At 49.1% G+C, this 15510-nt stretch carries 12 protein-coding genes; 4 read left to right on the forward strand and 8 right to left on the reverse strand.

What is annotated here, in order from left to right; genetic code table 11:
- The first annotated feature begins 35 nt into the window (after positions 1-35).
- Both G464_RS10330 and G464_RS10335 read left to right on the forward strand, forming a co-directional pair.
- Positions 36-350 carry a Panacea domain-containing protein gene (locus G464_RS10330; protein ID WP_244264119.1) on the forward strand — a complete coding sequence of 105 codons (315 nt, stop codon included), beginning with the start codon at positions 36-38 and terminating at the stop codon, positions 348-350.
- Positions 328-555 (forward strand): hypothetical protein, encoded by a 228-nt coding sequence (locus G464_RS10335; protein WP_021617589.1) that lies wholly within the window; start codon positions 328-330, stop codon positions 553-555. Before G464_RS10330 ends, G464_RS10335 begins: the two co-directional genes overlap by 23 nt.
- Positions 556-1053: 498 nt before the next feature.
- On the opposite strand, the gene G464_RS0104605 is transcribed toward G464_RS10335, so the two are convergent.
- From G464_RS0104605 to G464_RS08940, 6 genes are all read right to left on the reverse strand, one after another.
- The gene (locus G464_RS0104605) at positions 1054-1920 is read right to left on the reverse strand and encodes an anchored repeat-type ABC transporter permease subunit (RefSeq protein WP_022856922.1); all 867 of its coding nucleotides are present in this window, start codon (positions 1918-1920) and stop codon (positions 1054-1056) included.
- Positions 1913-2833, reverse strand: a complete 921-nt coding sequence (locus tag G464_RS0104610) for an anchored repeat-type ABC transporter ATP-binding subunit (protein ID WP_022856923.1) — start codon at positions 2831-2833, stop codon at positions 1913-1915. Before G464_RS0104610 ends, G464_RS0104605 begins: the two co-directional genes overlap by 8 nt.
- Before the next feature lie 124 nt (positions 2834-2957).
- The gene (locus tag G464_RS0104615) at positions 2958-4613 is read right to left on the reverse strand and encodes an anchored repeat ABC transporter, substrate-binding protein (protein ID WP_026472614.1); all 1656 of its coding nucleotides are present in this window, start codon (positions 4611-4613) and stop codon (positions 2958-2960) included.
- Positions 4600-6519 carry a choice-of-anchor M domain-containing protein gene (locus G464_RS0104620; protein WP_080651157.1) on the reverse strand — a complete coding sequence of 640 codons (1920 nt, stop codon included), beginning with the start codon at positions 6517-6519 and terminating at the stop codon, positions 4600-4602. Before G464_RS0104620 ends, G464_RS0104615 begins: the two co-directional genes overlap by 14 nt.
- A complete protein-coding gene (locus tag G464_RS08935; RefSeq protein ID WP_022856926.1) occupies positions 6519-7469 on the reverse strand; it encodes a TIGR03773 family transporter-associated surface protein in 951 nt (316 codons plus the stop codon). Before G464_RS08935 ends, G464_RS0104620 begins: the two co-directional genes overlap by 1 nt.
- Positions 7470-7632: 163 nt before the next feature.
- Complete coding sequence (locus G464_RS08940) at positions 7633-9675, reverse strand: choice-of-anchor M domain-containing protein (RefSeq protein ID WP_160300853.1); 2043 nt, start codon at positions 9673-9675, stop codon at positions 7633-7635.
- A gap of 512 nt (positions 9676-10187) precedes the next feature.
- On the opposite strand from G464_RS08940, the gene G464_RS0104635 reads away from it, so the two are divergent.
- Positions 10188-10634, forward strand: a complete 447-nt coding sequence (locus G464_RS0104635; RefSeq protein ID WP_021617582.1) for a hypothetical protein — start codon at positions 10188-10190, stop codon at positions 10632-10634.
- A gap of 14 nt (positions 10635-10648) precedes the next feature.
- Here G464_RS0104635 and G464_RS0104640 read toward each other — a convergent pair whose 3' ends face one another.
- Entirely contained in the window at positions 10649-12580 is a 1932-nt protein-coding gene (locus G464_RS0104640) for an ABC-F family ATP-binding cassette domain-containing protein (RefSeq protein ID WP_026472615.1), read from the reverse strand.
- A gap of 27 nt (positions 12581-12607) precedes the next feature.
- Positions 12608-13345, reverse strand: coding sequence for a type 1 glutamine amidotransferase (locus G464_RS0104645; RefSeq protein WP_022856929.1), 738 nt, complete (start codon positions 13343-13345; stop codon positions 12608-12610).
- Between the two features lie 572 nt (positions 13346-13917).
- Between G464_RS0104645 and cysS the strand changes: the two genes are divergently transcribed.
- Positions 13918-15510, forward strand: a complete 1593-nt coding sequence (gene cysS / locus G464_RS0104650; RefSeq protein ID WP_022856930.1) for a cysteine--tRNA ligase — start codon at positions 13918-13920, stop codon at positions 15508-15510.

Consider the following 15510-nt stretch of genomic DNA (forward strand, 5'->3'; position numbering starts at 1 on the left):
TTCTAAAAAAGTTCTATGCTCAGGAGGGAAGATAAATGTCAATAACAGCGTTAGATGTTGCGAATACTTTTATCGCGCGTCACCCAAGCTTGTTTCTTTCGAATCTTTCCTTGAATAAGCTCGTATATTTTGCACAGGTGGAAAGCTTGCGGCAGACTGGTAAGCCCTTGTACGATTCTGAAATCCAAGCACAGCAATACGGACCTGTTGTGCCAGAAGTGTATTACGCTTTCCATGAGTGGAGAAATTTGATAATTACCAGCCCTGCGATGCAGGTAAAAAATGATTCTTACATGAACCAGATAGTCGATGCGGTCGCTGATAAATATGGGTTTTTTAACAGCTTCTGATCTTGTAGCGTATTCACATAGGGAAAAGAAGAGTGCTTGGAAGAACACGTATGATGGTACACGTAATAAGGTGATTAGCATCGCGAATATTCTTGCCTCTGATGACGTACATAATTACCCAACTCGTGAAAGAACGATGGCGCAAGGTATAGAAGTTATGTACAACAAGTATAGAAATACTTTTCGGATTCTTGAAGATGCATAAAACGAGCTGCCTCGACTAAAAATCAAGAGCAGCTCAATGCGTTTGTGTCCGATATTATGAATATCCCTGAGTGTGTCAGATTTTTTGTGTATGTGGTTTTATTGGCGAATTTGCCTTAGCGACACGAGGGCTTGATAGGTGGCTGTTGACGGGTGACAAGGCTTGTACGCACTTAGTGCGGGTGTACACATCTCAGTTCTGCCAATCGGCATGTGGTGAGACAAGACACGTCGAACGCATCCTGTCTCACACCAGGCAGAACCCTCACAGCAAGCATAGTCAGCCAACCAGCACTAAAACAAACAATAAAAATCAGCGTAGTGCAACCAACCATTTACACAAAATTTCTGACACCCTTCCAAATGTTGTTCTAAGTCCCAAGAGCCGCCATACAACGCAAAAGGGCGTTGCCTGCTCGAAAAGTCAAGCAAAACAACGCCCTCACAAACAACTGCCCAACTCCGCGCAATCACGTCACGTCAATTAGCCAACCGCCCACTACCCTTGCCTCACACGCTGCACAAGGTTCTTCACTGCCCCATGCTTCGGCGAAAACATCCAAGCTATCACGAACAATCCTGTAATCACCAGCACGATTGTTCCACCGGTCGCCAAATCCAGACTCCACGAGAAGTACATTCCCAGCACCGAGGCAACACATCCCAGAATCGGCGACAAGAGCATCATCACAGTCAATTTGTCGGTCAACAATCGCGCGGTCGCCGCCGGCCCCACCAACAGCGCCAACACAAGCACATTTCCAATAATCTGCACCGACGCCACCACAGCCACAGCAACCGTCACATACAGCATTACGTCCAGCCATAGCACAGGCAATCCGCTTGCCGCCGCCGTTTCTCTATCCATCGACACGCACACAAGCTCTTTGTGAAACACGAAGAGCAGACTCAAAATAAGCACCCCAGTCACAGCAATCACTGCTATATCCGAATTAGGTATACCAGTAATCGACCCAAATAAGAATGATTCCAACGATCCAGCGTACCCTTGGGCTTTAGAAATAATAACGATACCCAAGGCAAAAGCTGAAACGAAGAAAATGCCAATAAAGGAGTCTTCGCGCAACCGTCTGTTTTGGCTAAAAAGCGCCACAATAATCGCAGTAATAATGCCTGCGAGCGCTCCACCGATCAGAAGGTTTCCTTGCAAAATAAAGGCGATGGCAAGACCGGGGAAAACGGAATGCGCCACGGCATCTCCAATAAAAGCCATGCCGCGCAGCACAACGTAGCATCCTACTACGCCGCAAATCACGCTCGACATGCAAGCAACAATAAGCGCTTTAAGAAGAAACCACAGGTCTGGATTGGTTAAGTCTAAAAGAAAATCAAGAGGACTAAGCATGGTTCATATCTTTCGTAATCAAGCGGATAAGAGAGGAATCTTCGCGAATGTTAAAGGTTTGCGCCCATTGAGCTGCGGTCAAAGCGCTCGGAACATCGTCTCCCACTATCGAGCCGTTAAACAGTAAAATGCGTGAGCAGGACTGAATCGACCCCACGATGTCGTGCGAGCTCATAATAATCGACTCGCCTTCGTCGGTTAGCTTGTGGAAGAGGTCAGTCAGCAGCTCTTGGCTCGGCATATCTAAGCCTGTGAACGGCTCATCGAGCAGTAAAATATGTGGCTGACCTGCCAACGCTCGCGCTACGAGCACGCGCTGACGCTGACCGCCCGAAAGTTCACCAATCACGCGGTCTTTAAAACCAAGCATTCCCGTGCGCTCCAGCGCGGTGAGCGCGGCACGATAGTCCTCTATGCGAGCGCGCCTGCCGTAACCGATGTGACGGATGCGACCCATCAGCACCACGTCGAGCACGGAAATCGGAAAATCCCACGCAACATCATGACGTTGCGGCACATACCCCACATAGCGCGTGCGATAGTGCTTGTCGTGCTCGGTATGGAACAGAACCTCGCCAGCGCATGACTTCTGCAGCCCCATAATTGTGCGGAAAAGCGTCGTTTTTCCCGCTCCGTTCGGGCCGAGCAGACCCACGAAATCGCCGGACATCACGCGGAAAGATACGTTATTAACCACGTGATTTTGTCCGAAAGATACGTGCAGATTTTTGACTTCTACGCCGGGCACGTGCGCAGGCTGCTCTTGTGCGTGCACAGACCGCTCTTGCGAGTTCTGCGCATTTGACGACTGCGCGCTCTGCGCGCTTGGTACCTGCACAGCGCTAATACTCCGCTCTTCCACGTTCTGCACAGCACATTCCTCCAGCATCTGCTCCTTCTCAACTTTTTTCATAAAACCCTCCTCACACTTTCAACGCCTAAGCTTTCAGCTTTCTCACTCGCAAACACTTACACGCTTCCAAGCTTCCGTTTTCCGAAACTCCCGCGCTACCATCAATCACCAAAAACACCGCCACTCACCCCAAACACTTCTTAAGCGACCGCGCATTTTCACGCATCATCTGTACATACGAATGCACGTGCGCGTCAAAAGCATCACCATAAATCGGGCAAATCTGTATATTGTTATCGTGCGCAATCTGTTGCAGCACAGAGGAACGCGAAATAAGGTTCGGTTCCAAAAATACAGCCGGTATCTTAAGGTCTCTCAAAGTTTGCGCTAAACGTTTTCTATCTTGAATCGACGGCTCACTCGATGGGTTAATCGTTACGAAGCCGGCAATTTTCACGTTATACGCTTTGCCGAAATACGCGAAAGCATCGTGCGTAGTTACGAGATTTCGTCGTTCCTCAGGTATGGAAGCGATTGTTGAACGCACGTAATCGTCCACATCCATCAGCTCCTCAATATATTGCGCCGCGTTGCGACGGTATGTTGCCTCGTTTTTTGGATCTACTTGAGTGAGACGATCGGCAATAGTTTTTACGTATGCAATACCGTTGCTCACCGACTGCCACAAATGCGGGTCAATATCGCCATGCACGTGCTTTCCGAGTACGGCTTGCGGGAGCTGATAGATTTTTGATTTTTTTGACCCTAAGAAAGAGTATCCGCCGCCTGCAGGTATTTCTTTGATAGCTTGGGCCGGAACTTCTACGATAACCTCTTTTGGCGCGTAATAGGTACGCTGTCTTGTAGCGCTACGCGAGGATTGCGCGTCATCTGCTCGCACAGAGAAATCTTGGGACACGATATTATAAGCAAGGTCAGCATGTCCTTGATTCAGCACGACTGATGCGCCACGTTTTTTCGCGACCTGCAGAGCGTTCACGCCAACGGCAAAAGTGATGCGTGTGCTTCCTAAAGACTGCAGTTTTTCGCCTTGTGCGTTGTAATGGTCAGCGCGAATATCGAGACTGTATACGCCCGGCTTGGAGAACGCCCAACTTAAATGCGTATGAGCGTCAGCTGGCAAATCAACATAATCATGCGCATCAATACCGTCAGCAGAGTTAAAGTAAACGTCTACATTGCCAAAAGTTCCAGTCAAATAGGCAAATAAATCTCCTGGACCTTGCACTTTCGTAGCAGTTAAGCGGATCTGGTCAGAACGCGAAATATCTGCATGCACAGCATTTCCACTGCCCTGCGTTTGCGTTCCTTCTGTTACAGAACGTTCCACACGCTCCGTGGCTAATCCCAACCAAATCGTGTCAAGTGAAACGTCTTCAATCATCGGAATAATATCCGCCGCGTTTTTAACGCTTTCCTCAGCTAACTGAACGTTCGGCACGCCTTTGCGAACGTTGGAATCCAAAGCAGTAATAATGCTGTGCTCTTCAAGTAGCATATAGTTACTAAAAGCAATATCGGCATACACAATATTGCGAATTGACGCAAGGCTCGGCTCGTAGGAGTGCGGGTCTGCATTATCGGGGATGATTGATGCCACGGTTGCAGCATCTCCAGCAACATGAGCAATCATGTCGCGCAGAACTCCCGTTGTCGTTACTACGCAGATCTTGTCGCTACGACGGGCTGAACATGCAACAGATGACGAGACAGCGGCTGTGCGCGAGCATCCCGCGCACAAACCGGCGCTCATTGCAAGAGATACAATGACTGCCATACCTACCATAATGCGAGCACGAAGAACTTTACGCATGAGCATTCCTTTTTACGAGCAGAACAGCACATGTGCACAGCACGCTTAAAATAACGCCTGCGCAGGTAATAATCATCCACTCAAGAAGAGGCAGCGAGCTTTCAGAGACTCCGGCGAGTAAAGGCATCTTCTGTTTTCCTTTGACTGCGCGGATTGCCTGAGCTGAAGCAGAGTTTTCATCTGAAGCGTTCTTGCCGTCAGCATTTTCAGCGTCTTTCTTCTCCTCATCTAATTTGGCGGAATTGTTGGCGATTGCATCACCATCAAGGTTTGAATTCAAAGCTGGCAGACCTCCACGAGAACCGTGGGCAGAGCTAGTAGCTGCAGCCTGAGCCACCCCTCGCCCAGCAGAAGACTGAGCTTGAGCTGTGCAGGCAATCGGCATCTTCCACGGGTCAACATCTCCCACAGCAAAATGAATATTGCGCGTTACTGTGCCAGACAATGCTGCATAAGCCAAAGTTACTGTGTAATAGCCAGGAGCACTAAAATCCCAATTCGCATGAGTATGCGTATTGCGCATCATCGTGTAGCTGTATGGGCCAGATGTAGAAACCACGGTGGTATTTGCTTGTCCCAAGTTTCCTTGAAGCCATACGTGCACTGAACCAGGACCTTGCACACGCAATAAGGTCATAGATACTGGCAAATGTGGTTTCATCGACTGATTATTCCATCCCAACCATGGAACTCCCGCAACCGCAGACTGCGGAATAGAATATCCCGAACCGTTACGCGCTTGCGAACCGTGCACCCAGAAAACTACTCCAGATGTATCGCGCAACACATGCGAACCCGTAGAATCTTCCTGAACTGCCATAGCTAAACCGCCACCCACAGGCGTGTATGCGGCAATATCCACATGACCATGCTCTATGACCATGGCTTGGCGTCCCCTATTTCTCAGATCTGCCAGCGTGAGGCATGCGTTCTGTTGGGTAGGAGAGTTCTGTTGGGCAGAAGAATTTTGTGATGGAGCTGGGTTAGTTGGAGCGCTTGGTGTGCTTGGCTGCTCCGGCGTCGAAGGCGTAGAAGGAGTAGAAGGCTGCTCGCCCTGCCCACCGTGTTCGCCCTGCCCTGCCGACGAAGCTGAACCTACCTGAAAAGTGTACGCCTGAACAGCAGTTTGCACCTGTCCGTTAATCTGCGCAGTTGCTTTCATCGTCAACACATATGTTCCTGGACGAGTAAACGCCCACTGCACATGTTCATGCTGACTAATCTCCAACTGATGCTGAGTAGACCACTGCCCTTGGTCTGCTGGAGCGCCCGCAACAGCAACATTAGGAGATGCCATCTTAGGATGAACAACATTTCTTCCATCCCATGTCCACATATACACAGCACCATCTTGCGGACCAGACATGGATTCCATATTCAGCAACAAAGACCCCTGAGCCTGACCAGTTAGCGCTTCACTGCTGAATCCTGCCCACAACATTCCTGGCTGACGAGAAAACGGAATCTGCCAAAACTCATTATTCACCGTAGCTTTGCGCAAAAAATCATATTGCGAATCTAAAGTAGCCGCAACAGTTGTTTTCGCAGTATCGTCCACAACAAAAATCAGACGGCTCGGATCATAACGCACACCGTTCTCTGCGCGCGAATCAATCTCATCAGCACGCGAGGCTAAAACCATCTTGCCCGAAGCATCAACATAAGCTGCGAAAGCATCTGCATGAACAGCTCCCACACGGCATTTGACAGAAGCAGGAATCTGTGCAGATTCTTGTGCCGATGTTGCAGAGTCCGTATTTGCTCGGCGAGCGTTATCGCACAACGCAAGATTAGCCTGCGCATTCTCACTGGCAACAGCTGTCTGAGGATGCGCAAAACCTGTCATGCTCATCATCACTGCACATAAGCAGGCACACACACCCGCATATGCTCGTACTGTTGTTCGCCTCATCAGTTCTTTTCTCCCTCTACCTCGCTCTTACTGGAGAAATCATCAAGCGCTTTTTTCTTTGCAGACGCAGAAAAACGCATCACAATAATCATGAGGATAAGAGCCACAACAGCAATCACAGCCGCACACGCAACAATAACTGTTAACAGTCGTTCGGAATTATTCTCAGGAGTAGTTACCTCAGCAGCACTGTTATTAGCAGTTTGAGCGCTTTCCTGAGCATCCGACTGCTCCACGTCTTGCGCAGCGTTACTCTGAGGCAAAGCATCTTGAGCTTTTACGCCCGAACCAACAGCAAAGTTCAGCGTTGCTGTGTGAGAAACGCTCTGACCGTTTTTGAGCTGACCAGAGATGGTAAAAGTAAGATGATAAATGCCCTTTTGAGAGAAAACCCAGTTCGCATGAGTATGCGTATTGGCTTCGATCCACGTTTTCTGAGGCATAGCAGCATCAGAGCTCCACAGCTGCTGAGGAGCTTGAAGATTACCATTTTCGAGGTAAACGTGAACCTTTCCTGGCCCTTCTACCTTATCTAAGCTCAGGTTAGCGCCACCAGCCAGTTCGTTGACTACCTGACTTTCTTGAGTATTCCATCCCAGCCACATGACTTCAGGATTTTGAGTTTGAGGAATAACGTACAGTTTTTCGCCTGTTTGAGCGCCAATAAAGCTGTATGCGGCATCGCTCGGCATGGCGATAATAGCTTTATCTGATACTTCAACCACCACATCATCAGGATTTCGCCATACAGGAGTATCGCCGGTATCGTCACGGATTTTGAGCTTCCATGAGCCTTCGCTTAACGTTGGACCAAAATCAGCATGACCCTTTTGCAGAAGTATTTTCTGCGTATCGGCATGAGCAATATTGAGATTTATACCTGCACACAAGCATGTGATGACAGCACACAGCACAGCTACATAGAGCACAATGCGCTTACGAGTAGTCATAATAAGTCCTTCACTACCGCAAACAAGGTATAGCAAAAGAAGGCATACCTTGCTCACACTAAGAAAATTGAAATTTGTTCGCATATGAGGGCTTACACAGCCCCAAGCTCCTTGCACGCGCAAGGAGCTATATTCTTGGAAAAATGTGAAAGATAATGCCTTACTACCCTATGCGACGCTTGACCACGAGAATGGTGGCAACCACTGCCATTGCGCACAAAGCAACAGTTAATACGCCTGCAGACACCATAAGAACCCACGGAATTGATGCAGTATTCGTCTTCTGTGCTGCCACAGTATGATTTTTCTGCTTCTTCTTATCCTTAAGAGGTTTGTAGGATGTCTCCTGCGCGTCTAACAGCGTGGACTGACCGGCAGCTTCTTCCGCTTTATTACCCTCGTCTTGAGCTGATGGAGCAGCAACGCTCGCACCTGTTGACAAAATGGAGCCAGCACCTGCACCAATGCTTGCTGGAGCAGCAAAGTTTGAGACCTGAGGACTCAATGTTGCAGGTGTTACCGCGGCAGAATTACCAGTAAATGCATTGGTTTTGGACGACAAACCCGCACCGCTGTGTGATGTGTCGTACACGCCAGAGTTCTTTGGAGCATCTCCAGGAACGACTGTAGGAACTGGTGCTGGTGGAACCGTAACTGCGGAGTCAGATTTTTTGTCTGGCTTAGTCTCAGGCTTAGTCTCAGGCTTAGAAGGAGTCTGAGACTTTACGCTCAAAATAACATCGCCAAAATCATCAAATTTCTCGTTGCGATATAGCGTGCCATCCTCAAACTCAAGTGAAGCTCTCACCGTTGCGCCGTCCATAGACTCATCAACAACAAGATCGTAATTCGTGTCAATCTGACGGGTAAGTGTCCCATCCCCAGCGTCGGTATCGCGAGGAATATCAATCTTTGTGAAGGTCTTTTCGCCCTTCTTCTTAATAAGCCATACGCGCTTTTGAACAATTGACGTTATCGTACCAACAGGATTGCTCAAGCCCAATCCTTCAGCATCAGTCGGCACGCGAGGGTTATAAATTTTCGAGGTAAAATGAACGGTTTCGCCCGGCTTATACACGCGCTCATCAGCAATCGCACGCACAACAGGACGCATATCTGAACCATGATCGTCAACAGCAATATGAGCTTTCGCCGATGCCAATTCATTCACGTGACCGTCTAAAGCGCGCACATATACCATCATATTGTTCATCGCTGGCTCAGCAGGAAGCTCCAAACTGCGCGCGTATAGGGTCGTTCCTTCGTCAGGCTTTTCATCTGCACGCACATAACGCCATTCCAAGTTCTGTGTTCCCTTAGGAATACTGTCTTGCGGAACGTACAAGCTCAAACCGCTGTATTCATACGAGTGAAAATGAGCGTGAGCGCCTTTATCGCGATTACCGAGGATTTTAAACTCAGAGCTTGGATTTGAAGGATTATCGGTAGGCTGGGTCGGCTCGGACGGATTATCTGGCTGAGAGGACGGAACCTTACTCAGTTCAGTAACGATATTGTCTTCATCTGAATACACTTTGCCCGTATTATCTTTGACGATGAAAGTGTAGCGCACCACTCCAGTACTTACGGATTTACCCGTTGTTTTAGAGGTAATAATCGTTTTAACATCTAAATGATACGTACCGGCAGCAGTAAACATCCAGTTAGCGTGTTGATGAGACAGTGAATCCTGATGTAGGATTCCCGGCATAGCAAAGCGACTGCCTTCTTCTTCCGTATCATCTTTGTCATCTTTTTCAAAAGATTTAACAGCTCCACCCATCTCACCTGAATCGAAAATTAAAACTTTTCCATCTTCAGGAGCGCTTACGCGGGTGACAACAATGTCAGCTGTTGCGTCATGACTGGTGCGAGCGCCTACAGCGTCGCGACCTTCTCCTGTATCCCAACCAGGATAAGGAGCAACATTCATATCGCTTTGAGATTGATCCAAGAACCAGTAGCCATAACTCGTATCGTATTTTAGTTCAGGATGACCTAAATCTTTTTCGCTATATGCCGTTACTGGAACTGTAATCGTTGAGCGGTTGGGATTGTACAGCGTATTGCCATATTCTAATCCCTGCAGTAGTTTTCCACCTTGAATAAACGGATAGAAAACATCAACATGTCCACGTTCAATGGAGAGATCTTGATCTTTGTATTCCATAGAGCTTGCATGAGCAGTATGTGAGGAATAACCCATCAAGACAGAAAATGAAATTATCACGGCGAGCGCGCTTAAACTGCAACGCCTGAGATTCTTTGCGAGGGTTGCCATTATGGTCTTTCTACCATGTAAGTTAATAATCGCAACATTTCGGGCACCGTGCCCAATGGTTTTAGTGTATCGTGCGCTAGGTATATCGGGCAAGTTGGCGCGGGGCGGGCGGTTTAACGGGCACGGTTGCGAGGAGGGTTATGAGACGGGTTATGAGACAAGACACATTCAACACGTCATACGCTACAAAACAGATTGACATACACAGCATGTTTATAAGCTCAAGTCTGCCCATATAGCTTGCTGAAAACCGTGTCTCCTCTGCCTCCACACAATCAAGCCTCAGCTAGGCCAATGCTAACACCTCGCCGTGCACGCTGTTCACAAGTCCTCCGCACGCAATTGACTAAAATATTAATAGAAAATAATTGAATACAGCGCTTTCCTGCTTCCTCTCGAAAAATCACTCCATTCAGCTTTTAATTTAAGGTTCAGCAATGAAAAAATCGTGGCTCGCCCTAGCACTCGTTGGAATCCTCATCGCTTTGGCAGGCATTATTACGCTAGCAATCGTGCGATTGAATTCACCGCTGCACTACGTCACCGATACTTTTGGAGTAAAAATACCTTCGACCGTCAAGATTAATTCTTTTCGCACACAACCAGATTGGGACGGTCGTTTATCATATGGCACCTTGAATGCACACAAAGGTAGCTCCACAGGCTTGGTAAATACTGTGAATTTTACTCCGCTGAAAAATACCTCAGATACACGTGTCTCTCAGTTGGTTAAAGACGTTAATACAGCCTTTCACATCTCTGATGCACAGCCCGAAAGTTCTCATATCCTTTATCAGAAAATAACGATTAAAGATGAGAGCCTTCTGGTTATTTTTTATGATTCAGTTGCTGAGAAATATTTCTTCTACGGAACTCGTTATTAACCAGAACGCCTGCCCTATCCCTCTACAATCTCGCTCTTTTCGAGCCATTCCATTTCCAGCTCGTCAATGTGTGAGCGCACAGCTTCAACCTGCATGTTTATCTCGTTCAGCCCCACAAAATCGCTTGGATTGTGCGCAGCCATTTGCTCTTCAAGCTGCTTTTGCTCGTCCTGCAGTTTAGCGATTTTCCGTTCGATAGCACTCATACGCTTGGAAGCTTCACGTTTAGCAATACGCGCCGCTTTATCGTCAGCAGTATGTGATGATTGCGTCTGAACGCCTGCAGAAGTAAGCACGGACTCATTACCTGTGCTCACTATGCCGCCAGAAATAGGATTATCAACAATCTCTTTGCCCTCTAATAAAGCGAAGTAATCGTCTACGCCGCCTGGCAAATGACGGATTTTACCGTCAAAAATAGCAAACTGGTGATCCGTAACGCGCTCTAGCAGATACGCATCATGAGAAACAACAATCAAAGTACCTGGCCAGGTATCGAGTAAATCTTCCATAACTGTGAGCATGTCGGTATCTAAATCGTTGCCCGGCTCATCCATAATCAGCACGTTCGGTTCATCGAGCAGAATTAACAGCAACTGCATTCGACGTTTCTGACCGCCCGATAAATCTGCTATAGGAGTCATCAGTTGCGCTGCAGAAAAACCTAAACGCTCCATAAGCTGACCAGGAGTTGTTTCTTTTCCATCAACAATATAGCTTGGCTTATAACGGCTCAAAACTTCTTTTACGCGATACTTTCCGAGCTTTTCTAACTCGTCTAGTCGCTGAGATAGCACAGCAAACTTAACGGTTTTACCAATATTTACGTGCCCTGCAGTAGGCGCTAAACTGCCGTCAATAATCTTGAGAAGCGTTGATTTTCCAACACCATTAGCACCCACAATGCCGAAACGATCGCCAGGGCCAATCAGCCACGTAACGTTATCGAGGATGCGCTTTCCGGTAACCGTGCGCGTTACTGCCGCTCCGCTTTCGCTGTCTTGCGTAATGTCAACACTGACAGATTGAGGTGTCTGTTCCGCTTCGCTCTGCTCATAGACTTGCGTTACGTCAATTAAATCGACTACCTGCTTACCCAAACGGGAAGTAGCCATAGCTTTCAGCTCCACAACATTACGAGGTTCAGGAACGTCGGCAATCAGCTCTTGCGCAGTTTTTACATGGAACTTCTGCTTTGTTGAGCGAGCACGAGCACCGCGAGTAAGCCATGCTAACTCTTTACGCGCTAAGTTTCTGCGCTTCGTTTCGGCTACATCTGCCTGACGTTCGCGCTCTACGCGCTGCATCATGTAGGCAGAGTATCCGCCTTCGAAAGGATCAATGATTCCGTCATGCACTTCCCACATGCGCGTGCACACTTCGTCGAGGAACCAGCGGTCGTGCGTTACGACGAGCAGAGCGCCCGCATTGGCAGACCATCGACTTTTTAAGTGTGCTGCAAGCCAGTGAATCGTCGGCATATCCAGATGATTGGTTGGCTCGTCGAGCACTAAAATATCCCAATCATGCAGCAGTAAGCGCGCTAAATCAACGCGACGACGCTGACCACCCGAAAGAGTTCCAACAAGCGTGTCTAAAGGAATATCGAGCAAAAGCGTTTCTACTATTGCTCGCGATGAGGCATCCGCTGCCCACTCATACTCTTCGCGACCCTCTAAAGCAGCCTGCGCAACGGTTGCGTTATCGTCTAAACTGTCGCGTTGATCGAGCATGCCTAAACTTAAACCGCCGCGCTTAGTTACGCGCCCAGAGTCAACTGGCTGAAGTCCCGCTAAAATACGCAAAAGCGTTGACTTACCGTCACCATTTTTACCCACGATACCAATGCGGTCGCCTTCAACAACGCCCAGCGTTACATCGCGGAAAATGGTTTTTGTCGCAAAATCGAGGGATACGTTTTCTAAGCCAATGTCATGAACAGGCACGAACAAAATCTCCAGTCTAAAAAATTATTAAGCGTTCTCCTGCAGAACGCGCGAAAAACTTGCGCAGCGAGCCGCGAACGAGGAAAAAACGGTATCGGCCACGCGATGCAGCGTGGCTTCATTTTCGCGGAAGTCCTCGCGAATCTTCTTTATCTGAGACTTCTTCAGCCCTTTAATCATTTCTGGCTGCTCCAACCATTGCTCCAAAATAGTTGGCGAAACCTCTAAATGGTACTGCAAACCGAGCGCTGAACCGTAAGCAAAGGCCTGAACCTTCGTAACATCGCTTTTCGCAATAACTGTTGCGCCTTCCGGAGCAGAAACTACGTCGTTATGCCAATGCAAAACCGCGAGCCCAGCCGAATCCATCGGCGCGAAATCGTGACGGTTCACGCGGTCGATATGACCAAAGCCAATCTCCGGCTCTTTGCCCTTCTTCACTTTGCCGCCCAAAGCCGCGGCAATAATCTGATGCCCCAAGCACACGCCCAGCACCGGCTTATGCTCTTGCACGGCAGCCTTCACAATCTTGTGCTCAGTCTTGAGCCCTGGATACTCGTCGAAATCGAGTGCTCCCATCGGACCGCCCATAAGCACCACGCCGCAGTATTCCTCGGACGCTGGCAGATTGGGTTTCTTCTCGTTGAGAATCGAGATAACGCGTGTAGGAATGCCGGCTTCTTCCAAACTGTCCTGGATATGACCAGGGCGTTCCCACTGCGCGTGCTGCACGATAAGAACATACGGCTTTGAGGTTTCAGTCATAGTGCTATTGTGCCACGCGGGGTTGGCAGTGGGGCGCGAGTGGGGTGCGTGAACGAGAACAATTCACCTGATACTACGAGCTTGAGCCAAAAGTTTTGGCTTGTTTGTGTAGTACGAGGTGTTTTGATTGCTGAGTGTGTGCTCGGGGCTGCTTTACGCTCGGTTTGCTGTTGTAGCCTTTACGCTTGATTGCATGTGCAAAGGCCACCTCAGCTGATTGCGTTTTATCTTTTACACGTGAGCGCGTGCGTAAAACTTACCACGGAAAACAACCGTTTGTGAACGTTCACTTTGTGGCAGCCTTTGCACATCTCGTTTCGTGTAAAACGTACCGCTGTGAGAACCTGATTTCCCATCTTTTACGCGCTGCTTTAACTTTCATCAGTTAATGACCTCGATGAACGCTAAAGCTCTCTGCCCCTCTAAACCAGCGGTGGTAAAAGCTTTACCAAGTAGCGCTAACCATCATCTACGAAAGCTACAGCAAAAAACCGCGCGGAAAACAGAAACACCCACTACACAATCGGCGAAATTACGCCCATCTGTCGGGCAAGACTAATAATCTCTAATATATGAGTACACAAATATCGAAGGTAGCTGCCTCACAAAAGGTCTATAATACGGCGACGCACAGCATCATTCCGTTCGAACCGCTGCGTCCTGGACACGTAGGCATGTATGTGTGTGGCGCGACCGTGCAGAGCTCGCCGCACGTCGGGCATTTGCGCGCAGCCGTTGCGTTCGATATTATCCGTCGCTGGTTCACAAAGCTGGGCTACGACGTTACTTTCGTGCGCAACGTTACCGATATCGACGATAAGATTCTCGACAAGTCCGCGGCCGCTGGTCAGCAGTGGTGGCAGCGCGCGTACATTTACGAGCGCGAGTTTACGCAATCCTACGATCTACTTGGCGTTCTGCCGCCGACGTACGAACCTCGCGCGACTGGTCATGTGCCAGAAATGATTGATTTGATTTCGCGTTTGATTGAGCGCGGTCACGCGTACGTTGTGCCGAACGAGGACGGCACTCCTTCGGGCAACGTATATTTTGACGTGCCAAGTTGGAGCAAGTACGGCGAGCTGACGCATCAGGAAGCCGGCACGCAGAGCGCGAGCACAAACGCTGCAAACGCAGCAAACTCAGACGTCGAAGCCGCCGCTCCGTCCATCGATAAAGCCGGCGACGATAAGTACAATCCTGTAGACGCCGCAGACTTATCGGAAGACAAGCACTCCCCTCGCGATTTCGCCTTGTGGAAGGCCCCTAAGGACTCCGATCCGCTCACTGCTCGCTGGGAGACGCCATTTGGCACCGGCCGCCCGGGCTGGCATATTGAATGCTCAGCGATGAGTCACAAGTACTTGGGCGATGATTTCGATATTCATGGTGGCGGTTTGGACCTGCGCTTCCCTCATCACGAGAATGAAGTAGCACAGTCTCACGCTGCCGGCTGGGGTTTTGCTCACGTGTGGATGCACTCGGCATGGGTCACCCAAAAGGGCGAAAAGATGAGCAAGTCGCTGGGCAACGGCCTAAGCTTGGCCAATGTTCTCGAAGGTTATACCCCATGGATTGTGCGCTACGCTTTGGGCGGTGTGCAGTATCGTTCCATGTTGGAGTGGAGCGACCAAACTTTGGAAGAAGCACGCGCTGCATACGAACGCATTACCAGCTTCCTCGACCGTGCTCACGAGCTATTAGAAAACAACAATATTGAGCCAGCAACCACGGAAGACATCACGCACACAACTGCCGACGAACTGCCAAAAGCTTTCGTTACGGCCATGACAGATGACTTTAATATTCCTGGCGCTTTGGCCGCTATCTTTAGCACGGTTCGCCAAGGAAACACTGCTGTAGCGAACAACAATGCACAAGAAGTAGCACAAACCGTAACCGCTGTGCGCGCTATGTTAGATGTTCTCGGTCTCGACCCCGAGAATCAGACATGGGCGACATCGACCTCTTCCAACGCGAACTCCACGAACAGCGCAGAACACGAAGCTCTCGATGTTCTCATCAAAACTCAGCTCGAAGCCCGCGCACAAGCTCGCGCTTCCAAAGATTTTGCACAGGCCGATGCTATTCGCGACGCTCTGAACGCAGCAGGTATTACTATTGTAGATGGCCCGCAAGGCTCCACCTGGAAAGTGAAAGATTAA

The organism is Alloscardovia omnicolens DSM 21503 (genome assembly GCF_000420505.1).
Taxonomy (GTDB): Bacteria; Actinomycetota; Actinomycetes; order Actinomycetales; family Bifidobacteriaceae; genus Alloscardovia; species Alloscardovia omnicolens.